Source organism: Planctomicrobium mucosum (genome assembly GCF_051466335.1).
Lineage (GTDB): Bacteria > Planctomycetota > Planctomycetia > Planctomycetales > Planctomycetaceae > Planctomicrobium.
Genome location: NZ_CP195793.1, coordinates 2,400,651 through 2,423,006, shown reverse-complemented (window position 1 = coordinate 2,423,006; position 22,356 = coordinate 2,400,651). Strand labels below are relative to the sequence as shown.

Annotated in this window: 19 protein-coding genes; 11 read left to right on the top strand and 8 right to left on the bottom strand. The window is 52.9% G+C overall.

All coding sequences use genetic code 11. From position 1 onward, the window contains the following. Positions 1-22: 22 nt before the first annotated feature. The 3 genes from yidC to priA form a co-directional block, all read right to left on the bottom strand. Positions 23-2,176: a membrane protein insertase YidC gene (gene yidC, locus SH668x_RS09810; RefSeq protein ID WP_437184876.1), complete on the bottom strand. Its 2,154-nt coding sequence runs from the start codon at positions 2,174-2,176 to the stop codon at positions 23-25. 357 nt (positions 2,177-2,533) lie between these two features. After that, positions 2,534-3,277, bottom strand: a complete 744-nt coding sequence (locus SH668x_RS09805) for a metallophosphoesterase family protein (RefSeq protein WP_437184875.1) — start codon at positions 3,275-3,277, stop codon at positions 2,534-2,536. A 317-nt stretch (positions 3,278-3,594) separates the two neighbouring features. Beyond that, positions 3,595-6,021, bottom strand: a complete 2,427-nt coding sequence (priA, locus tag SH668x_RS09800) for a replication restart helicase PriA (protein WP_437184874.1) — start codon at positions 6,019-6,021, stop codon at positions 3,595-3,597. Between the two features lie 646 nt (positions 6,022-6,667). Here priA and SH668x_RS09795 point away from each other — a divergent pair. Next, positions 6,668-7,993 carry a hypothetical protein gene (locus SH668x_RS09795; RefSeq protein WP_437184873.1) on the top strand — a complete coding sequence of 442 codons (1,326 nt, stop codon included), beginning with the start codon at positions 6,668-6,670 and terminating at the stop codon, positions 7,991-7,993. A 482-nt stretch (positions 7,994-8,475) separates the two neighbouring features. Here the strand turns inward: SH668x_RS09795 and mraZ are convergent, their stop codons facing one another. Next, entirely contained in the window at positions 8,476-8,913 is a 438-nt protein-coding gene (gene mraZ / locus SH668x_RS09790; RefSeq protein ID WP_437184872.1) for a division/cell wall cluster transcriptional repressor MraZ, read from the bottom strand. Between the two features lie 260 nt (positions 8,914-9,173). After that, positions 9,174-10,319 carry a glycosyltransferase gene (locus tag SH668x_RS09785; RefSeq protein WP_437184871.1) on the bottom strand — a complete coding sequence of 382 codons (1,146 nt, stop codon included), beginning with the start codon at positions 10,317-10,319 and terminating at the stop codon, positions 9,174-9,176. A 59-nt stretch (positions 10,320-10,378) separates the two neighbouring features. Here SH668x_RS09785 and SH668x_RS09780 point away from each other — a divergent pair, with 59 nt between their 5' ends. The 4 genes from SH668x_RS09780 (at position 10,379) to SH668x_RS09765 (ending at position 12,890) form a co-directional block, all read left to right on the top strand. After that, a complete protein-coding gene (locus SH668x_RS09780; protein WP_437184870.1) occupies positions 10,379-11,134 on the top strand; it encodes an SDR family oxidoreductase in 756 nt (251 codons plus the stop codon). Positions 11,135-11,289: 155 nt separating this feature from the next. Further along, positions 11,290-11,646: a dihydroneopterin aldolase gene (gene folB / locus SH668x_RS09775; RefSeq protein WP_437184869.1), complete on the top strand. Its 357-nt coding sequence runs from the start codon at positions 11,290-11,292 to the stop codon at positions 11,644-11,646. Positions 11,647-11,695: 49 nt separating this feature from the next. After that, positions 11,696-12,169 (top strand): 2-amino-4-hydroxy-6-hydroxymethyldihydropteridine diphosphokinase, encoded by a 474-nt coding sequence (gene folK, locus SH668x_RS09770; RefSeq protein ID WP_437184868.1) that lies wholly within the window; start codon positions 11,696-11,698, stop codon positions 12,167-12,169. Positions 12,170-12,320: 151 nt separating this feature from the next. Then, complete coding sequence (locus SH668x_RS09765; protein WP_437184867.1) at positions 12,321-12,890, top strand: hypothetical protein; 570 nt, start codon at positions 12,321-12,323, stop codon at positions 12,888-12,890. A gap of 214 nt (positions 12,891-13,104) precedes the next feature. Here the strand turns inward: SH668x_RS09765 and SH668x_RS09760 are convergent, their stop codons facing one another. Both SH668x_RS09760 and SH668x_RS09755 read right to left on the bottom strand, forming a co-directional pair. Further along, a complete protein-coding gene (locus SH668x_RS09760) occupies positions 13,105-14,028 on the bottom strand; it encodes a YdjY domain-containing protein (protein ID WP_437184866.1) in 924 nt (307 codons plus the stop codon). A 106-nt stretch (positions 14,029-14,134) separates the two neighbouring features. Further along, complete coding sequence (locus SH668x_RS09755) at positions 14,135-14,551, bottom strand: YkgJ family cysteine cluster protein (protein WP_437184865.1); 417 nt, start codon at positions 14,549-14,551, stop codon at positions 14,135-14,137. Positions 14,552-14,804: 253 nt separating this feature from the next. On the opposite strand from SH668x_RS09755, the gene SH668x_RS09750 reads away from it, so the two are divergent. The 6 genes from SH668x_RS09750 to SH668x_RS09725 all read left to right on the top strand — a co-directional run bounded on the left by SH668x_RS09750 (position 14,805) and on the right by SH668x_RS09725 (position 20,430). Beyond that, a complete protein-coding gene (locus SH668x_RS09750) occupies positions 14,805-16,127 on the top strand; it encodes a PQQ-binding-like beta-propeller repeat protein (RefSeq protein WP_437184864.1) in 1,323 nt (440 codons plus the stop codon). A gap of 254 nt (positions 16,128-16,381) precedes the next feature. Beyond that, entirely contained in the window at positions 16,382-16,966 is a 585-nt protein-coding gene (locus SH668x_RS09745) for a DJ-1/PfpI family protein (RefSeq protein WP_437184863.1), read from the top strand. A gap of 131 nt (positions 16,967-17,097) precedes the next feature. Continuing rightward, positions 17,098-17,556 carry a DUF423 domain-containing protein gene (locus SH668x_RS09740; RefSeq protein ID WP_437184862.1) on the top strand — a complete coding sequence of 153 codons (459 nt, stop codon included), beginning with the start codon at positions 17,098-17,100 and terminating at the stop codon, positions 17,554-17,556. Between the two features lie 49 nt (positions 17,557-17,605). Next, complete coding sequence (locus tag SH668x_RS09735) at positions 17,606-18,091, top strand: bis(5'-nucleosyl)-tetraphosphatase (protein ID WP_437184861.1); 486 nt, start codon at positions 17,606-17,608, stop codon at positions 18,089-18,091. 69 nt (positions 18,092-18,160) lie between these two features. Continuing rightward, positions 18,161-19,099 carry a fumarylacetoacetate hydrolase family protein gene (locus SH668x_RS09730; RefSeq protein WP_437184860.1) on the top strand — a complete coding sequence of 313 codons (939 nt, stop codon included), beginning with the start codon at positions 18,161-18,163 and terminating at the stop codon, positions 19,097-19,099. Positions 19,100-19,356: 257 nt separating this feature from the next. Next, positions 19,357-20,430 (top strand): pseudouridine synthase, encoded by a 1,074-nt coding sequence (locus SH668x_RS09725; RefSeq protein WP_437188498.1) that lies wholly within the window; start codon positions 19,357-19,359, stop codon positions 20,428-20,430. A gap of 176 nt (positions 20,431-20,606) precedes the next feature. On the opposite strand, the gene SH668x_RS09720 is transcribed toward SH668x_RS09725, so the two are convergent. Next, positions 20,607-22,313 carry a SpoIIE family protein phosphatase gene (locus SH668x_RS09720; RefSeq protein WP_437188497.1) on the bottom strand — a complete coding sequence of 569 codons (1,707 nt, stop codon included), beginning with the start codon at positions 22,311-22,313 and terminating at the stop codon, positions 20,607-20,609. Positions 22,314-22,356 lie beyond the last annotated feature (43 nt).

Sequence of the window (22,356 nt, the reverse complement as noted above, 5' to 3'; positions counted from 1 at the left end):
GGTAACGGTCAGCCTTGAGAGGCTATCGGCGTGAACCGGGACCTTTACCTCCCTTATCCTTGCTGAACTTCCGTTGCGATGCCTGAGTGGTCTGGGCGTTCGTCGCCTTATTCGCCTGATCCGCTGCTTCTCGGATCTTGTCCCACCAGGTCGGAGCACGTGGCTTATCGCTCACCTTTGCGTCGATGATCTCTGGTTTGGCGTTACCAGCAGGAGCGTCGATTCCCGTTTCCGCTGCTGATTCGGCAATCGCCAATTGATGCTTCGCGATACTCTTCTTCAGGAGCAGGCGTTCCGCAATTCCCCACAAGCTCGATGCAATGAAGTAAACGCAAAGTCCTGCCGGGACGCGATAGAAAGCAAATCCGATGAAGATCATCATGTAGTTCATCATCTTGTACTGCAGCGCCTGCTCATCCGATGTTGGCGGAGGAGTAAAGAGTTTCTGCTGAACGACGAACAAAGCAACCGTAACGAACGGTAAGAGATTGAATTCGGTCCACCCAAAAAATGGAACTGTGAATGGGAGTGCAAACAGCGCATCAGGGGCAGCCAGATTGTCGATCCAGAGGAACTTTGCGAGTCGCAGGTCGACGGCGTGTGACAGGCAGCTATACAGCCCCAGGAAAATCGGGAGCTGAATGAGTGCCGGCAAGCAGCCCATCAGTGGCTGGTAGTTGTGCTTCCGCTGGAATTCGCGATAAGCCTTGGCAAATTCTTCTGGTTGGTTCTTATAGCGTTCCTGAATTTCCTTCAGCTTCGGAGCGAAGATTCGCATTTTCTCTGCTTCGATCGCCTGTTTCTTCGACAGTGGAATCATTGCAGAACGGACCACGATCGTGAGGGCGATAATCGCGAGAGCGTACGGCAACTGCAATGTTGAATGGAAGAAGCCGAGGATCATCAACATCAACTTGGCGACGGCACCGAACCAGCCGAGCTGGATGGTGGATTCCGCTTTAATTGCGTTCATCAGGGCAGGGCGTTTCGGCCCGAAGTACGCCTGATAGTCGTTCTTGATTTCGCCATTGGCCGGGATTTTCAAGCTCGGCGATTCAAACTGCACAGACAGATTACTGTGCCCGGTATTTTTTCGATTGAGGTACAACAACTGAGGACGCGTTGCGTTGATCAACGACGCCGGGTTGCCGTTGGCATCCTCTTTACCCATCTGATTCCCTTGCGGGAGTACAAACGCAGCGAAGAATTGCTCATCAATTCCGGCGTAATGGACTGGCGCGCGCCAATCTGAGATTGCTTTACCGTTTGCCTGCTGAGACTTGTCGTAGGCTTTCACGAGGGCAGCAGCGAGCATGCTCGTGGAAGTGACTTTCTCTGGATAGCGGGGGTTCTCCAGAGTTCCGAGTTTAATCTCTCGGTAGATCTGAGAGTTGTCGGCGTTTTCCAATGGAATTCCGACAGGTCCCTGCAGCAGATATTTCGTTTCGACTCCTGCTGCGGTCAGGTTCCGGATTTCGATGGAAATATCCATCAGATAGCCCGCAACATTCGTATCACGGGTTTTTGTGTCTACCTGAGGAATGGTAAACGTTTTTAGAACTTCCAGATCCCCTTTGGGAGAAGGGTAACGGAGCGTGACGCTGGAAGCGTCCTGTTTCACAACTTCCCAATTCTCTGAGGTCAGGCTCAGTCCTTTTTCTTCCAGCATCTGATCGATGTGAGCGACAGAAGTCTCGAACGTGAGCGGAACAACTTTGCCGCCGACATTGCGTTGCTCGTCACTTCCCACAAGCTGCAGCTGGGCTTTGCGATCTTCTGTTGTGTACCGCGGATCTGTCAGCCAGACAGCTCTTAAGCCTGCACCTTTGGAATCAATCTCGGCTTTCAGCAGATACCCGCCATCGAAACCTGCCTCTCCGATAATGATCTGCTTCTCAGGGAAATCGGCGAGTTTCTCTTCAACGGCGGGCGCTGGTGTTTCACTCGCTGGAGCGGTTTCTGCGACAGCTTTCGCCTCGCCCTCTTCAACAGCTGCTGGATTTGCAGCCTGCTGATTGGCCTTAGCTTTCGCTGGATCTTTTACGGGGAAGAAATCAGGGAAGAGGATTGGCGCCAGTCCCATCCAGGCAACGAACAGGGTGACTGCGACGAGTGCAGAGAGAAACTGACGACGTTGGTCCATCCACGAATTGATGAAGCGCGACCAGCGATCCATCCCTTTCCATTCTGATACCGACTGCCCGCGGCTTTTGTTATTTCCGAGACTGGACCAATTCAAAACAAGAAATCGGAACCGCGACTCGAGGATCTCTTTCCACCTGCTGGCCGGCAGTCGGACAGCTTCAGACACAGGAGGACAAGGCTTCACCAGTCTGTTGATAGACAGAGTGACTCATTTCTCGGTAAGCACGAATCCTAACCGAATCAGGACCCGCACCTCACCACGTCCATCATTTCAGTGCCTGAAAACTGAGGACTTGTGAATGATTGTACGAGATCCTGTTCTTGTCACAATGCAACCCGGGCAGAAGACTTCGCGGGTTTTCTCACAGTCTGGATCGTGAAGAGAAGATCAGCGACCGTCCCGCAGGCGATCCCCGAGGAAATTGTCGAGGTCCTGAATTGCGTAGATTTTGGCAATCGTCTTCTCGAGATCGTATTCGACTCTCTTGAAATGAACCGTATTATCGTCGATGACAACGTACGACGACCGCGAATCGCCATCTCGCGGCTGCCCGACAGAGCCGACATTGACCAGCGTTTTCTGGTCTTCCATCTTGAGTTGAAAGCCGAGCTCATGCGGATGATGGAAACCGTAGTCTTCAGTAAAGACTCCGGGGATGTGAGTGTGACCCTGAAAGCAATAGGCGTCCACTAATCCGAAAATTCGCTCCATCTTTCGCTGGTTGTACACATCCTCAGGAAAGACGTATTCATTCAATGGATTGCGAGCAGATCCATGAACAAATAGCAGGCGATCTTCACGGTGCATTCGGGGAAGATTTCCAATGAACTCCCAGCGGCGCTCGTTCTGTGCGGAATCGCCCGATTCCAGCATGTTTCGCGTCCAGAAAATCGCGCGCTCCGCCCCTTGGTTGAACCCTTCCGGATCAAAAAGAGCAGCCTGATCGTGGTTCCCAAGAATCGTCACCTGGCAACGATGCATCACGAGATCGATGCACTCACGTGGATTCGGTCCATAACCAACGACATCGCCCAGGCAATAGATCTGGGTGATCCCTTGGCTGTCGATATCGGCTAAGACCGCTTCCAGAGCTTCTAGATTGCCGTGTATGTCACTGATGATTGCTCGCAACTGTCGCTCTTCTTTTTTGCCATTAACTTAAGTGATAAATCAGTTTGCTTCCGCAAATAATAACCTTGAGTCTAGGAATCCCGCGGATGCAGGGTCAAGTTTGCCGTGAATTCCCAACGTCAATCACCGCTGAATCCTCTTACCGAATTCGTTTGTTCCTTGAAACAACGTTCTCCAGATAAATTCCAGACTCTCCGTTTAGAAAAATCATCCAGAAGCGAGTAATTCTCTCACAAAATCAGTCGGTGCTTTCAATTCAACAAGAGCGGTAACGTGCCATCAGAACTAAATCTCAGAAACCTGATCATCGCATCTCGTTAACGCAGGTCAATTGGATCCACATCAATTGTTAATTCGACATCGGCGTGCATCCCAAAACGATGAGAAGTTTCTTTCCACAATTCCTCAATTGCTTCGGGAGTTTCGGCTGTCATTTGCAGGTGGTAGCGAAAATACTTCCGAAGTCGCATCATCAGTGCAGGAGCCGGACCTAGAATCCGCACGGGGAGGGGGACTGATGTCGCTGCATCCCGCAAAATCGCTGCAATCCGCTTAGACTCCGAAGCAACTAATTCTTCTGTCAACGAGCGGAAGATCACTCGAGACATCGCAGCATAAGGGGGCGCCTTCAGGCGGCGACGGTTGTCCAACTCCGATTTTGCGAAGCTGTCGAAATCATGCCGCGCGGCAAACTGGATGACTGGTTCGTCCGGGGACATCGTTTGAACGAGTACGCGGCCTTCGCGCTCTCCACGACCCGTCCGTCCCGCCACCTGTGAGATGAGCTGAAACGTCCGCTCCGCCGAGCGCAGGTCTGGCTGGTGCAGCAATGAGTCCGCGTCAATCACTCCGACGAGTGTGACATTTGGAAAGTCGAGCCCCTTCGCAATCATCTGAGTGCCCAGCAGAATGTCGACCTGTCCATGCCGGAATCGCTCGAGCGCAACATCGTGACTCCCCGGCTTCCTCATGGAGTCACTATCCATCCGCAGCAGTCGTGCGTCCGGGAACTTCGAGCGAATTTCCTCTTCGAGTCGCTGAGTCCCACTCCCCAAGTATCGTAACCCGGGCAGATTGCACTGCGGGCAAACCTGTGGTGGATCGATTGAATAATCACAGCTATGGCAAAGGAGCTTGCTAATATCCTTATGCCAGGTCAAGGTGACGTCACAGTCAGGACAACGGATTCCCTGACAACGTGGGCACCACAGCACGGGGGCGTAACCTCGCAGATTCAAGAACAATATCACCTGACCTTGGTCCTGAATCGCACGGTGAATGGAATTGGCGAGCGCTCTGCCGATCGCGTGACGCTTACTGATATACGGATCGTTTCGAATATCAACCACTGTCACGGGGGGCAGGGGACGGAGTTCCACCCGCTTCCGCATGGTCAGAAGCGTATCTTTCCCCTCTTGCGTCCGAACGAGAGATTCCAGCGTTGGAGTGGCGGACCCGAGAATGAGCGGAACATTCGCTCGCCGAGCCCGCTCGCGTGCCACTTCCCGAGCGTGATAACGCGGAGTGGAATGCTGCTTGAAAGTCGTTTCGTGTTCCTCATCGATAATGATGAGCCCCAGATGAGGAACAGGTGCAAAAATCGCACTTCGCGCCCCGACGACGACCTGAACTTTCCCCTCAGCGATCTGTTGCCAGTGCCAATGCCGGTCTGCATCTGAAAGATGACTGTGAAGCACAGCGACAGAATCGAACCGTGCTCGAAATCTTCGGATTGTTTGAGGAGTCAGACTGATTTCCGGAACCAGCACGATCGCCTGTCGGCCATAGCTGACCACTTCCCGGATGGCCTGAATGTAAACTTCTGTCTTCCCGCTACCTGTCACCCCGTAAAGCAACATCGTTTCATGACGCTGATCCCGAATGACATCCAGGATGGTGTTCAGACAGGTTTGTTGCTCCTGATTTAGCTGCAAATCGACCTGCTTTGCGACTTCAGCCTGATCCGCCTCTACCACGCGACTTCGCTGACGAATGGGAATGAGAATCCCTTTCTTACGAAGCGTGTCAATCGGTGAGCTTCCACACTGAGCAAGTTCTGAAATGCGATCAACAGGGAGCGGCTGCTTGTGCTGAACGAGAATGTCGACGATCGCCCGCTGCTTCGCGGAGAGCTTGGTTTTCGCCAGATCCAAATCTGGAGCCAACTCGAACATCAGGATCTCTCGCGTCCCAGCCTGCTTTTTCACTCCCGCGGGGATCACGGTTTCGAGTACTTGTCCCCAACTGCACAGGTAGCGTTCGCTGATCCATTTTGTCAGGTCGAGCATGGACTGTGGGAGGAGTGGCTCACGCCCCACGACTTCATGAATCGATTTGAGACGTTTGTGCTGTGGTGGATCATTCGTCACAGCGACGCAATAACCGGGGGTGATCGTGTCGCCCCGGCCGAAGGGGACCCGCACCCGTTGACCGGGAACAATCACCTCTCGCAAGTGTTCCGGAACCCAGTAGGAATACACGGGGTCCAGCGGTCGATTGAAGACAACATGGGCAACGAGACGATCGTTCTCAGCGGCCTGTTCCCATTCACTTAAGGCAGGCGGGAGGTTGAACAGAGCAGGTTGATGCTTCTTCTGGCTGATTTGACTTCGTCCCCGGAGATAAACAGGTGCAGGCTGACGTGAATCTCCCAATGTACTGGAACGATTGCAGTTCCGCAAAAAACGACAACCAATTTTCTTCAGGGCATCCACGTGCAACTGCCAGATACACGAGCATTCCATCCATTGTATCCGGGTGCGATGTCACAACGTTGCAAACTCGACACATAAATCAGACGCAAACAACTACATAAAATAAACTTAAGACACGAAAAACTCACCTTGATCGACCTCTGGGAAACTCACTCCCAACAGAAGGCGCGATCGCATGTTCGACCAAGAGCAAACTGATCTTGCCTCAATGAGCGATCATTCTTACTTTGCGGGCCACCTCCGAGAGTTTTTCGTCGACCTGACACCCCACCTCCCAACGATTTCCAGATTCAATGCATTGAAGTGACCTTTCGCTTCCTGTGCGTCCTCCCCCCACTTCGGATTCCACCCCAAAGTTGTGATCATGGCCCTGAGGCCGCGACAAATTGCTTTGCTTTTACTGACGCTTTGCCTCACCGGGTGCGCCAGTTTGGGGTCGCCGTCTGCATTTTTCAAAAACCCCTTGCGTCACGCTGGGCTCGGGAAACAGACTGAGCAATCTGACGAATTCGATCTCGAGCAAGAAAATGATTCTGAGTTCGAACAGAGAGAATCGCCACCGGAAGTCGCGCAAACCCCCGTTGATCAGGCCGAATCGCCCCCCGTTTCACACCAGCGGACTGAAGTTCAGGCAGAGACTTCACGAAACACACTCAAGCACGATCCGGCAACCAGAATGATGATTGCCACCGAGTTGCGAGATGCTCCACCTGCTGAACGCGATGAGTGGATCGCTTTTCTGGACACAGTACCAACAAAAGATGTTCCTGAGTTGCTGAAAGAGCGGCGAATGCTGGCTCGCCGCGAACAGGGACACCCTGCGGTCAGCATGGGGAAACCGGAACCTGTCACAGAGCAGGACCTCATTCCGGAAATTATCCCAGCCTCGCATTCGTTGTCCTCACTGCAACAACCCGTCGTCTCCGAATCCAGCGAGTCAGATGAAGAAGCCCCTTCAGTGACTCCAGATGAACCGACGACGAAGGAAACTGTAAAAAACGCCCCTTGGCAGAAGAAGTTGAAGAACCTCTCAGAACCAAATTGGCTGTGGTCGCATTCGCACTCAGAGAATGGGGAAAGCCAAGCGTCCCCCAAAGACCGGGAACGAAGCCTTTTGGGTCTGCCACAAATCCGTTCCGGACGGCACGACGGTGCAAGCCATTCGACAGAACTCGCTTCTGCGACCGGGTCGACTTCCCCCGACTTCAACGCCGCTGAAACGCAGTTGAAGACCGCGATGAACTCGACGCCATCCAAGTCGAGCGTCACTCCAGGGGCTGCGTTATGGGAAGACGAGATCCTCAAACTGGTTTCGTTGCTGGAAGCGGAAGCCTCACAGGCTCCAGTAGAGACTATCGACTCAGCTCGATCAGACGTCAAGAAGCAGGTCGCATTGCGGATGCTCTATATCGTTACAAATGAACCACAGAAATCGTTGCAGCCGATCCCCGGAATATCGCCTGATGAACAGGAATTCTGGTCGTCTGTCATGATCGGGCTGTCAAATTACCTCGATGAAAGTGGAGCAAACGATCCAGCCGAACGGGCCTCTCGAACTGTCTCTCAATTACGGACAGCGGCCTATCAACTCCAAAAAGCTGCGAATCTAAGAATCAACCGTGCTGCTTTTTGCCAGGAAATCACCGGATTTGGGACCTACGAACCATTTCCGTCAGACGAATTCGAAGCAGGGCAGCCAGTTCTGGTCTACGCTGAGATTCGCAATTTTACGAGCGTCCCAACAGAGGAAGGGCACTTCCACACGCGGTTACGCTCGTCGATCGAAATCTACGACATGAGTCAGGGACAACGACTCGTTGATCAAAACACATTCGATGCGACCGAGGATTTCAGCCGCTCGCTACGCACTGACTATTACCACAGCTATCGCCTCGATCTCCCGGCATCTCTCACACCGGGACCACACCTGATCAAGATCATTCTTGTCGATGATCTGACGGGTAAGCAGACGACCGAATCCATTCCATTTACGATTCACTGACGTTCTGCCTCCCCCTCGCTTTGGTGACATGCCACGCTTTTCGCAATGAATCTCTCGATGAATTGGCACCGCGTGACAACTTCAATCCAGCTTCACAGCCGTGCTCAACTGCGAACACTGAGCTAATGGCGAAACGATTGACGCGGCTGACCGACGCCATGAATTGAACCGGTGCTCCTCAGATCAATAACGGCAGTGGAGCTCAGCGTTGGGCTTAGAAACCCGGACCACACCGCTCGTAGACCGCGGGGCAGGGGACTTGGTTCCGAATGAACTTGAAGTGCGAACCAGGCACAAACGAGAAGTTCATAAAACCTTTCGCCCCGCTCCACATCCGTGCGGGGCGAAAGGGGCGAAAGGTTGGCAGTCCCGCTTTGGTAAGGAGCCAAAAAGCAGACTGCCTGAAATCGGGCAACCGTCGTGGTGGCCAAATCCGCAAGCCCGGTAGCAAGCGGAACTCACAATGAATCAACTAACAGCGACTAATAATTCTGAGCAATGCGATCGAATGATGGCACATGCTCAGCCATGAATCGATCCCACCGGGAACGATCCCAAATCTCAACCCGGTCACTAACTCCCAGCAGGACGACTTCCTGCTGAAGACCGGCAAACTCTATTAATCTTTCGGGCAATCGAACGCGACCTTGCTTATCTATTTCCAGACTTTCAGCCTGAGAGAAATAGAGGCGAAGAAAGGTTCGTGCATCTTGACCATTCTTCGCAGAGCACCGAACCTCATCGGCGCGGCGCTGAAATTCGGACACTGAAAACAACGAAAGTGCCTGCTCCGTCTCTGGAGCAACCACGATTGTCGCCAATTCTGACGACTCAGAACAGAGTGCATCCCGAAAAGTTTTCGGGACAGCAAGACGACTCTTGTCGTCGAGTGTACGGACGTGAGTACCTGTCAAGGCCATGCCCGGGATCCCTAGGCGTGAGTCACGTGGTCCGAAACGAGGTGTAGCGGATCTGTCCCACTTTTCCCCAAAGATCCCCACATCGCTCCAAAAGGTACTGAAATTCCAGTTCACGTCAAGATGATGCGACGTAGGATTATGAGTTCTGTAACACTCGAATGACGTAGCTTGCGTCTGGTATTGGGATTGAAATTTTTATCCAATTTCGATGCCAATCGGCACGCTGCCCAACATCCAGTTCTTGATCCACGCACTCCTGTTCAATCGATCAGTCGAGCGTAGGTCGATTCGTATCCCCCGACGACTGAATCCCAACTAAACTCTTTAGCAACAAGTTCTTGCGCCATTCGACCCAGCGAATTCCCGAACTCCGGCGAGTCGACAATCTCCAGCATTGCCTGACTGAAATCGTCTGTCGTAAATGGACTTACGATGATTCCGCTGTGATGGTCCTCGATCAGTTCAGCAATCCCTTCGACGTTGGTCGTAACGACAGGCAACCGGTTCGCCATTGCCTCCAACACCACGTTCGGCATTCCTTCCCAGAGAGATGTCACCGCCAGAAGCGTCGACTGACGCATCAGCGATTGAACATCCCCTCGTATCCCAGCCAGTCTCGCTACCTCGCCTAAACCAAGTTCCCTGATCCTTTGTTCGAGAAGTGGACGTTGCGGTCCCTCGCCAACAATCAGGCATCGTGATTCTGGACGAGACCGGGACACCACCGAGAATGAGTCAAGGAGATTCAGAAACCCTTTCTGCGGATGCAGCCTCCCGACTGCGAGCACGACCTGAGCATCTTGTGGGAAACCGAACTCACGTCGCAAATCGACGTCGTCTGGCTGGGGAGGGATCTGCTCGACACCGTTTGGGATGACGGTCATTTTTGAGGGGGATATTCCCAGTTCACTTGAGAGGAAGTTTGCTACTCCTGAACTCACGCAGAGGTGATGAGTCACCAACGAACCGGTCCATTTCTCAAACGACAAATGCCATTTTTTATCTTTCTCTGCGACCCGGTGCCCTGCTACGACGACAGGGACACCTCCCAGCTTGCCGGCGATTCGTCCAATGATGTTCGCATGAAACAGGAAGCACTGCAAAATTGCTGGCTGAAACAGTTTCAGTTGGCGTCTGAGCCAAAAGATGGCCCCCAGATCCCGCCAACTTCTGGCCCCATAACATTGAGTGGGAATTCCTTGCTCGCGGAGAACTGGAGCAAGAACCGCTTCCGGCCCCAGACACAGGACGATTGGATCCCAGTTCTTCCGATCAAGCCGGGTGACAATCTGAACCATAGCCCGTTCAGCGCCTCCAGAATCTAAGTCCGTGATACAGAAGGCAATGCGTCTCGGCGATCTATTCGAGGTACCATCATTCTCTGGCGAGTTTTTCGGTTTCGGCATCTTGTTCCTCGCTCGAATGTGGTACCGTGACACTCCCTCGATACTGATAAGGTCACGATATGATTTTGGCGGGTTGTTCAGCGATTGTCACCGGCGGCGCCGTGCGAATTGGACGAGAGATCGCACTTGCACTTGCTCAGCGTGGGGTGAATATTTGCCTTCATTACGGGACATCTGCGACGGAAGCAGCAGAAACGGAAACGAAGATTCGCGAACTCGGTGTGCAATCCGTGACGGTTTCCGCCGACCTCACCCAACCTGTTCAGGCCGCCCGGAAGATCTTCGAAACGGCCAATAACACACTGGGCGAGGTGCAAATCCTGATCAACAGTGCTGCGATTTTTGAGGCGGGATCGCTGCAATCGACGGATGAAGAGAACTGGAACAGGCACATTGCCATCAATCTGCAATCCCCATTTTTCCTGTCGCAACAACTCTCGGGGCAGATGCGCAGCGGGAAATCCGGCCATATCGTCAACATTGTCGACTGGCGGGGAGAACGTCCAGTCCCAGGACATGCTGCCTATACCATCTCAAAAGCGGGATTGATTGCTCAAACAAAGCTTCTGGCACAAGAACTCGGCCCGAATATTCGGGTCAATGCGATTGCTCCGGGGCCGATCTTGCCCCCTCCCGGCGAAAGTGAGCATTCGTTTCAGGATCGAGCCCACAAGAACCCGCTGCGACGAACAGGCAACCCGCAGGAGATTTGCAGGGCCGTCATGTACCTGCTCGAATCGGTCTTTGTGACAGGAGAGATTCTCCATGTCACCGGCGGGGAGGAGTTGGGAGTTCCCGGCAGAAACGAGCGATAATGGGGTGATAGCACTTCAATCTGGAATAGTCAGTAAATCCGCTGAACGTGTTTCGACCTCCATCGCATGACATTCCAGTTTAAAGTCGTCAGGAAATTGAAATCCTTCTGCATCAACCACTTGGAAATCGCAGCAGAGAATCCCAGAATTCACGTATGGCCGACTACATTGAGATCAAAGATCTGTTGCTGCGAACTATCGTTGGGATCAATCCTGAAGAACGAGTGAACAGACAGGATGTCCTGCTGAACATTCGGATCGAGACGGATTTGAGGGCAGCGGGGAAGAGCGATGACATCGACGATGCATTGAACTACAGAACCGTCTGCAAACAGATCATTCAACTGGTGGAAACCTCAGAGTTTCTCCTCATCGAGAGATTGGCTGAGGAAGTCGCGCAAACCTGCCTGAAAGCGCCTGGTGCCAGTGCAGTTCAGGTGTCGCTGGAAAAGCCGGGAGCACTGCGGTTCTCCCGCAGCGTGGGTGTCGTAATCGAGCGTCGAAATTCCTGATGAACGGGAGATCATTCTGGACTCACGTTTTCAACTTGCGTTTATCTCTTTGGGTTCGAACATTCGGCCAGAGCACTACCTGCCGCGTGCGGTCGAACTTCTCGCAGCATTTGGTGAGATCCTTGCGAAGTCACTCGTCTGGCAATCCGCTCCGGTGGGCGACCTGAATCAAGCAGATTTCTGCAATGCAGCGGTCCTCTTAAAGACCGCGAGTTCTCCGCAGGAACTCCGATTTCACCTGCGACAAATTGAGGCTCAATTAGCGAGAGTTCGAGATCCACTCAACAAAAACGCTGCTCGCACAATCGATTTGGACCTCTCGATATACGACCACCTCTCGATCGATGACGAGGGTTTGCGAATTCCCGATCCGGAGATTACTCAGCGCCCGTTTGTCGCGGTCCCGCTCTGCGAATTAATGCCTGACTTTTGTCATCCCGATTTTGGAAAGACGCTGCGCGAAATCGCAGATGCAGCAGGTGGAACGAAGAATCTGATGCAGAGAATCGACATTTCGCTTTAAATCACCAATGTCTCCATGATCGATCTTGAATTCCTCGCATTTGCAATGTTCAAGCAGATCACAGACAATAGAGTATTGTCATGTCATGCTCACCGGACTCGTTTCAAGACAAGTCCAGAAGACCGCACCAATACACCGCACAGGGGGTCACATGTTGATTCGTGCCTTCAGCCTCGTCCTCACAGCTGGATTGCTTCTCGCTGGTCATTCTGTGTCCGTGGCAGATGATGCTCCGGAGACGCAGGTTCTCGAAGCCAAAGACTTCAAACTCGAACTTCCGAAGACCTGGGCAAAGAAAGCAACATCCTCCCAATTACGCCTCGCGCAATACGAGATCCCTGCAGCGGAGGGAGATTCTGAATCAGGTGAACTGGCTGTCTTTCCTCCATTCGGTGGATCGGCTTCTGAAAACGTCAAACGCTGGATCAATCAGTTCGCAACTGAAGGTCGCTCGGCTGTCGTGAATCAGGGAAAAACAGAGCAGGGGACCTATGTGATCGTCGATGTCTCGGGGACATATAACAAACCAGATGGTCCCCCAGTTCGCCAGAAGACAATCCCAACTCCCGGTTATCGCATGTTCGCCGTTTTGCTTTCCACAGATTCTGGAAACTATTCCATGAAGCTGACCGGACCGCAGAAAACGATCGAAGCTGCTGCAGAAGCATTCCGTAAATCGTTCGGAGCTGATGTTTCGAAGGAAGAGAAATTCGAGTTCTAGACGATTGTTTGGTTCGCATCGATTTTTGAGTCGAACAAAGCTGCACTTGCTCGGGACAACATCCCCAACGACTCCAGCGGAAATCGACTCAAAGATGCTCGCACAAATAAAAAAGCGGACGCCCAGCCGGCGTCCGCTTTTTTATTGTCATCATTGTCATCGCTGTCTCTGGATGAGTCGTGAAGATTGCGCTCCGATCTCAGCAGCCATTGACCTACTTCGTTTCCGAATCCTGACCTTTCGCTTCCGGAACTGGAACGAGTTCGAGTAAGACTTCGGTCCCCGCAGGAGGGACTCGTTCTGTCCAAGGTTCGAAGAGCAGTCCGGCATCGTTGCTGGCTGAACTCTTGATATTCACATCAATCAGCGCATCGCCAAAGTTCGCAACACAGATGAGACTTCCCCCCTCCGCAGCGTAGACCTGGGCGCCGTCACCCCGGTCCAAGAATCCGCTCCCCGCGAATACAAAATCGGCTTCGATCTTCTTGAATTCCCCCTGTTTGGCGAGGGATTCGATCGCTTTCTGGTAGGAAGCGTCTTTGCTCATGCCCAGAAATTTCTCTTTCAATTCAGGTGTCATCGGACCGAAGAACAGCAGTTCTTTGTTGACATCGTCGTAGCGAATGGCATCGTTTCCTTCTGCGAGTCGAACCCCTTCCGGGACAAACTCCAGCGGAGCTTCGAAGTATCGCTGAGTTGCATGGCGAACCCATTCTTGAGCATTCGTCCGTTGCGGCTTTCCTTCGTCATCAATCCAGTTTACGAAGATGTCGATTTTGGTTCCCGCGGCTTTGACGAACTCCGGACTGAAGCGTGCTGGATGTCCAGGCTCTGCCCCCGCTGCCAGAAGACCAGCATGAACAACCTGTGCTTTTCCATCCAGCGTGAAGATGGATTCGTGCTCCTTCGTCTGCTTCGGGCAGACCAACATCTCCAGAACGCCTTCCCGCAAACAGACGGTGGACTTGAGCAGTATGGTTTTCTTTTCTTTATCGAGAAGAATAGTCTCCTGTTTATTGAGAGGAACCGCACTTGCGGGAACCTTCGGCGCGGGTCGTGGGGCAGGCTGTTCTTCTTCCTGAGCAAAGAGCGGCAGCGAGACCAGCGACAGGAATAACAAAGTAGCGAGACGCAACATGATGGACTCCGAATTGAGATTCTCAAGCCTTTGATACGTTCTTGTTCAGCCTCGTCGTCACTCGCTCGGTGCCAAACCACCAAAGATCAGCTGGGTTTCGACCGCCCTAGACACCGGAATTCGAAAGCCGGACGTTAATCTCATCCAATGTGACGAGTTGATTGCGCCCCACTCCGGGACACGACCTTCCAGTCTCTTTCCAGGCTTCTGGTGATTCGACATTGCCCGGCCAGAATGGCCATGTTCTACATTGCTGAGGTCGGACTGGATAAATGGTGCATCCTCGCCCGTTGGGGTCGAAGTAAATGCAGTCGCCGTTCCCATACTCGTTCAACGAAACTTTTCCGCGTGCCGGCCGAGTGTGCAGAAGTCGCACTTCGCCGATCGGTTTGTCGAGATAGTCTGCAATCTTGCGGACCTCCTCGTCGGTCACCCAGACGTAACCCGCAGATCCAGTGCAGCAATTACCGCACTGAGTGCATGAAAACTGTAAACCATCCTTGTACCACGGAGAATCACTCATGAAATTGTCTATAAAACGCTTGAAACCCGATTTTCGATGGGATCGGGCAGATTGTTCTGAAATTGGATTGGGTCACCGACAAAAATGCGGTTGCTCAGGCGGGGAACGGTGACAGAAGCTCAATTTCAGTAGCGAACTTCTCCACCTCGCCTACAATTGTTCATTCTGATCAGGGATGAACCGAAATTCCATCACATGAATGTCATTTCGGCCCTTCTTTCCTTCTTTTGAATCTGCCGCAGGGAAGGCTCCAATGAATATTGTCGTCGGACTGACCTGTCTGTTCAGCCTCGTCCTCATCACCCACTCCGCTTTGGCGGAAGACTGGCCTCAATGGATGGGAGCGCAGCGGGACAACATCTGGAGAGAAGAAGGACTTGTCGATTCGATTCCCGAAGGGGGCCTCGATGTCCTTTGGAGAAAACCGATTCACGGAGGCTACGGTGGACCTGCAGTTGCTGATGGTCGCATCTTCGTGATGGATTACCAACTCGTCGGTGGTGAACTCAAGAACGATCCGAACACACGTGCAGTGCTTCAGGGAACAGAACGCATTCTGTGTCTTTCCGAAGAGACTGGCGAGACTCTTTGGGAGCACTCGTACGATCGCCCTTATGAAATCTCCTATCCAGCCGGACCGCGTTGCACACCGACGGTTGATGGGGATCGCGTTTATTCACTTGGCGCCGAAGGGAATCTGCTGTGCCTCGAAGCGGCAACCGGCAAGGTCATTTGGAAAAAGGATTTTCAGCAGGAATATCAGACTGTCATTCCCATTTGGGGCATCTCGTCTCATCCACTCGTTTATGGGGATCTACTGATTTCGGTCGTGGGTGGGGACGGAAGTGTAGTGGTTGCCTTCGACAAACACTCCGGGGATGAAAAATGGAAAGCAATCTCCGCCAAAGAGCAGGGGTACGCTCCTCCAACTCTGATCCACGCTCAGGGCGTCGATCAGTTGCTGATCTGGGATGCAGAAAAGCTCAGTAGCCTCAATCCGCTGACAGGCGATCTCTATTGGGACCACCCAATCGAAGCCGCGTTCGGAATGTCCATCATGGGACCGAGATTGTACGGAGAGCACCTTTTCGCGAGTGCCATCGGGCCAGCGGGAGGTTTATACAAACTCAAAGAGGAACGCCGCGGCCTGGAGGAAATCTGGCTGGGAACGACCAAATCGGGTGTTGCCTGCGCGAACAGCACGCCATTCCTGAAGGACGATGTGATCTTCGGGAGCGACTGCAAAACAGGAGGCCTGCGTGCGGTCGACGTCAAAGATGGGTCGGTTCTCTGGGAAACGTTCGAACCCACGACCGGGACCCGCCGAGCCAGCCACGGAACAGTGTTCATTGTTGCCAATCAGAATCGTTTCATCCTCTTTAGTGAAACAGGGGATTTGATTCTCGCCAATCTGACTCGTGAGAAGTACGAAGAAATCGGCCGATTTCACGCTCTTGAGCCGACAGGAGAAGCGTTTGGCCGCTCTGTCGTCTGGAGTGCGCCAGCGTTTTCCAATGGCTGCTGCATCGCCCGCAACGACAAGGAAATCGTGCGTATCTCATTGAAGAAAAAATAACTCCTGCAAGAGGCTGTCACAGTCCTACTCGGGGACGCTGCGCCAACTCGCAGTCCCGATTCCGTCGCTCGTTCACTGTGACTGGAAAGGCCGGGAATCGAGGGGCTCTGGTCTGGTGATGGACGTCGTCATTCACGGGAAATCGCGATTTGCAAATACGGATTGGTTCGCCGATTTGATATCGTTCTGAGGAAACAGGGAAACTCGCGATTCCTCACACGGGAATCTGGTTTGCAAGGTGACAGGAGTACGTAATGGCTGCCCAAAAAATTCTCTGCCTCGCAGGGGACTTTGTTGAAGATTATGAATTGATGGTCCCATTTCAGGCATTGCTGATGGTCGGCCATTCTGTCGATGTCGTGAGCCCTGGGCGAAAAGCGGGAGAGCGGATTCAGACAGCAATTCACGACTTCACCAATGGCATCGACACGTACACCGAAAAGCCAGGCCATCAGTTTGCATTGAATGCGACGTTCGATGAGATTGAACCAACGAACTATGACGCCCTGTTGATTCCTGGCGGGCGGGCTCCCGAGTTCATTCGTCTGAATGCACGACTGATCGAGATCGTCAAACATTTTGACCAGACAAACAAGCCGATTGCCGCGGTCTGTCACGGCTTGCAGATTCTCTCGGTAGCTGGCGTGCTGAAGGGAAGAACCTGTACCGCTTATCCGGCAGTTGGTCCGGAAGTGACGCTTGCTGGGGGCAACTACGTGGAGGTTCCTGTGACGAAGGCGGTCGTTGATGGTAACCTTGTAACGAGTCCTGCGTGGCCGGGTCACCCTGAATGGCTCGCAGAGTTTCTGAAAATACTCGGTACGAAGATCGAACTGTAAATTTCAGTCAGGCAGTGAGTGACTCATCGCCGATTCCTGGTTCTTCTGTGATTTGATGGCCTAAAGAGTGACTCGGGCCATCGCATCGCGGATGAATTCCATTCGAAATGTCCTTTTTCTGACAAGTCCACATGCAAAAAAATCATGCCCTGTTCTGGATCAAGATCGGCATTGTCATGGCAGCACTGTCAGTCGTGCTGGGTGCCTTTGGAGCACATGGGCTCGATCAGACTCTGATGACCAACTACAAAGGCCAAACCAGAGTTGTCGGCGGCGAAGAAATGCCGGCATCGCTGAAGTATCTGAACGATTTCAAAACTGCGGCTGAGTACCAGATGTATCACGCACTGGGGCTGATCGCAGTTGGATTACTGGGATTACATACAGGGGCAAGTCCGTCACTCAACTGGGCGGGTCGCTGTTTCGTCGGGGGCATCCTCCTCTTCTCTGGAAGCCTGTATCTCCTCGTCATCAGCGGCGTTCGTGTACTCGGAGCGATCACCCCGTTTGGAGGAATGCTGTTCATCTTCGGATGGATTATTTTTGGTCTTGCTACAATGAAGTTGCAGACAGTTAACACGACCGACTGAAAGTGTTCCATTGAATTGGTTCCCTTCGTAGCGACTGACGAACGGCGCCTTGTTCGATTCTGGTATTGAGAAAGTTCCCCCATTGGCCCAAGTTCCTCGTTCCTGTGGCGTTCTGATCGTTTGTGGCGATCCCATTCAGTCATTCCTTCTCATGAAACATGCGGATCGCTGGGATCTTCCTAAGGGTCATGTTGATCCAGGAGAAACTGACCTGGAATGCGCCCTGCGTGAGATGCATGAAGAGACGGGAATCTCTCCCGATCTTGTGACCGTCGAGACAGCGTTTCACTATTCGCAACAGTACGAAGTACCTGCTGTACGTTATGGCGGTAAGAAGTCGGAAACGGCCCTGAAGACGCTGGTGATCTTCCTTGCCCGCGTAGACAAGGAATACGAGATTCAGGTGACTGAGCATCTGGATGCAAAATGGTTCCGGTGGGTCCCTCATCAGGAAATTCAAACACGGGCCATTGACCCATTGCTGCGTGCTCTTGAAAAGTACCTTGGCATTCAAAAGACAAATTCCAGCGATTAGTCGACAAGTCCTGATTCGGATGACTTATCACCGATTTCGAAATCGAGATGCGACGAGAAAGATCACGTCATGCGAGTCTGCCGCTATGAAGTCTCCGGAACCGAGACCTTCGGTTTCTACCTGAACGATGAGCAGGTGATCGATTTTAGCGAAGTGGCATCTCAGCGTGGGGAACAACCGCGCGGGGAACAACACAGCCCAATCAACACGCTCTTGGACCTGCTTCCCGGTGGCAATCAGCATCCGCGTGCAACCGCTCTCTTTGGAAGCATCACTCCGGAACTCGTCCAGCAATCCGCGAGAGCGATTTCGTCGGTGAAGTTACTGACGCCACTCGCACGACCGGGGAAATTTCTCTGCCTCGCGGGGAACTACCCGCAGCATGTGGCAGAGCAGGGGGGACAGGTCGAGGAACGTGCGAGAACCGTCCCGTATCTGTTCCTGAAGCCGGACAACACCTTCACTCATCCTTTTGATCCCATCGTGATCCCAGAGTCGTCACCGCATCAGATCGACTGGGAAGTCGAATTGGGAGTGGTCATCGGAAAGACCTGCAGCAAGGTGAGCGAAGAAGAGGCAATGTCGTACGTGGCAGGCTACACCGTCGTGAACGACATCACTGACCGCGGCCACTTGCCGAATCCCGGCAGAACTAAACGCCCGCGTGACACTTTCTTCGACTGGCAGCATGGCAAATGGCACGACACGTTTTGCCCTTGGGGACCATGTTTTCTTGCTGCCGAAGAAACAATCGACCCGCAGAATTTTCACCTCAAACTGCATTTAAACGACACAACGGAACAGGATGCATCTACTGCAGAGATGGTTTTTCCGGTCGCTGCCATCATCGAGTTCGTCAGTGAATTCGTCACGCTCTCTCCGGGAGATATCATTTCAACGGGGACGCCCTCTGGAGTGGGCAAGGCCAAAGGAAAATTCCTGAAACGAGGCGATCAGCTTATCGCGACGATCGATGGGATCGGGGTCCTGCAAAATCCAGTTCGTTGAACGGTGCGCTTGGTAAGTTGTGACAGCACGATGTGCAACAACGACTTTGCCTCAATGATTATGCAGTGGAACACGAGAATTTCTTGTGATGAGCAAAGCTGGAACTCATCAACTTCAGTCCATCAATCCACGCAAAATTCGTACTCTGGTCGTTTGATAGATCGATTGCTACAATGGTCGATTCGCCTCTCCACGAGAGATGAGGCATTCACTTAACGCGAATCCCGAGATGGGAACCGCCGCGCAGGTTCAATCAAATGTCGTCTTCTGAAAATTCTCACGCTGCTCCCATTCAGGCCAAGCCGATTCGGCTCCAGAGGTTTTTGGCTCAAACAGGCCTCGGCTCTCGCAGAAACTGCGAAGAACTGATCACAACAGGACGAGTTCAGGTCAACGGAAAAACTGCTGATCAACTCGGCACAACCGTTGATCCAAGCCGCGACGTCATCTCGTTGGACGGAGAACGCCTGAAGGTCGAGCGTAAAAAATACTTCATGCTCAATAAGCCCTCTGGCTTTATCTGCACATCGAATGATCCCGCTGGCCGCCGAGTCGTACTGGATCTTTTCCCGGAGCAGGGTCCGCGACTGTTCACAGTAGGACGACTGGACGAAAACACCACAGGTCTCCTCATCGTCACCAACGATGGGGACCTCGCTCAGAAACTGGCTCATCCACGCCACCGGATTTTCCGCCTGTACAAGGCGCAGGTAGCAGGTAGCCCGAGCTTCGAAACATACGAAACACTCCGTAAAGGTCTCTTCTTTACTGAAGGAAAGTTCCGCGTTCACAACGTGAAGCCGATTAAGAAGCAGAACGACAGTGTCTGGGTCGAAATCACGATGACCGAAGGTCAAAACCGTGAAATTCGCCGACTGTTCGCACGAGTTGGTCATAAGATCATGAAACTCGAACGCATTGGATACGGCCCGTTGCGACTCGGTAAACTTCCGAAAGGGGAGTTCCGGGAATTGGAGCGGGACGAGTTGGCTGAGCTCCACGCTGTTCTGGAACGCAATCAGAAAGCGGAACCGCTGACACGCGCTTATGACGACGACGCTGGTATAGATCGTCCAAGATCCCCACGCCCAACCGGCCACACTGGGGGCGCGGCGCCAAGAACTCCATCACGCTCTGCACCAAGTCGCCCAACTCGCGACGGAAACCGAAGTTCGGGCGGTGATGAGCGATCCTCAGGAGGACGTCCTCCAAGGTCTTCAGAACAACGTCGCCCCGAAGGTGGTCCTCGCAACAGCAGTCGTCCCGGTTCACCCTCAAAGCGTCCTTCAGGGCCTTCGCGTGGACCAAAAGGGAAGGGGCGAGGCAGGTAAATCCAGCCTGACCGTCTTCGATACCTTTCCGCCGCCTGATCCCATCCCTGTTATGGTGATTTGAGAACGAGCAGCGGCAACACGAATTCAGACTGAACTAAAAAATGAGCCACGTATCTCCAGATTGCGTGGCTCATTTTCTATTCGGTGTGTTTCACGTTCAAGTGAAAGTGAATTCAGCGATTCGTGGCGATGCTGGTTCGTCCCACCACCATCAGGGTGATGTCATCATTCTGCTCGTGCCCGTTCGCGTGCTTTCGGACGTCTTCGCGGATGCCGACTCCCAATTGAGCCGGGTTTGCTGCACCTTTGGCGACAAACTCCCGCAATCGCTCGATCGTATACAGATCGTTTTTCGAATTCATCGCTTCGCTGACGCCGTCGGTATAGATCACGATGGTTTCGCCTGGGGAAAGATCTCGCTCGACCGCTTCAAACGGGAACCCTTCAAGGACACCGATGGGCACGCCAACTGCCTCTTCCGGGAACTCCTCGATCGAACCATCCGATTTGCGAATCATGGGTGACATGTGCCCAGCGTTCACTAACCACAGCTTGTGTGCCTGAATGTCCAAAATCAACAGTACGAAGGTGACGAATCTCCCCTCCACCGCTTTGGAGCACATATGGTCATTGATTCGCGAGACCGCTTCCGCAGCGTCTGTCACGAACTCACTGACGCTTCTCACGACGCTCGACATGCGAGACATCACAAGCGAGGCAGGAACCCCTTTTCCAGCGACGTCTCCGAACGCCAGCCAGATTCGCCCATCTTTGGTCGCGATGATGTCGTAGTAATCACCACCGACAGCCTGTGCTGAGTCGTAAGAGGCAAAGAACTCGTACCCATCGATGTTGGGCAGGTGCTCGGGCAACAGCGCGTGTTGAACATTTCGGGCAATGTTCATTTCGTTGTCCTGCTTCTGCTTCTGAATATAGGACTGAAGCAGCTTAGCAGACTCATAAGTGAGGGCAGCTTGACCAGCGACGGTCAACATGATGTCGAGGTCTTCGCTCTTAAACTGTGCGAGTGGGTTCTGGGTATCAATATTGATAATCCCCAGCGGCTCACCCTGCAGGTCGAGCATGGGAACACACATCATCGACCGGATGGTGAGTGACGAAATCGATTCGCTGGCGTCGAACCGAGAATCGGTAATCGCGTCGGCCGAAAGGATGGCCTTCTTCTGTTCAAGCACAGAGTTCAGAATCGTACGGCTCAGCTTGACGGAAGCATCTTCGGACTCGCGTCGATGTTTCATCGCACGACTGACCATCTCACCGGAACGGGAATCCTTCAGCAGAATCACGCCACGATCGGCCGCCGGGAAGATCTGAAACAACGAATCGAGAATGCGCGGAAGGAGCTTTTCGACTTCATGAGTTCCAGCGAGAGCACGACTGATCTCGAGGACAGCGCGAAGCTTTTCCTGTGGGCGCACATCAAGAAGATTCGATCGTCCTTGATTATCCAGCGACCCCAGAATTGTCGCGGTGACGGAACCCTGATCTTCGCTGATCTCAACGTTGTTCCTGGCTACAGGCTCTCTCAGCAATTGCTGAATCGAATCCGAAGCGGATCCAGCCGGCTCATCCGACTCGAAGCGAATCAGAATCGGCCCGAATTTCATTCGGTCGTTTGGTTTGAGTGGGCGGACTTCCTGAATTTTCTGGCCGTTTACAAACGTGCCGTTTCCGCTCCCGAGATCTTCGATGCAGTAGCGTTCTCCATCTTTGAAAACTCTCGCGTGTTTTCTGGAGACCAGATTCGAGGGAAGCTGCACTTCACACTCGGGAAGGCGCCCGATAATGACATCGGTTTCCGACAGGTCCAGTACCTTGGCTTCGCCTTCCAGCAATATCACCAATCTGCTGCTATTCATCTGATACCGACTCTCATTCGGAAACGCTGCTGACGAAACAATG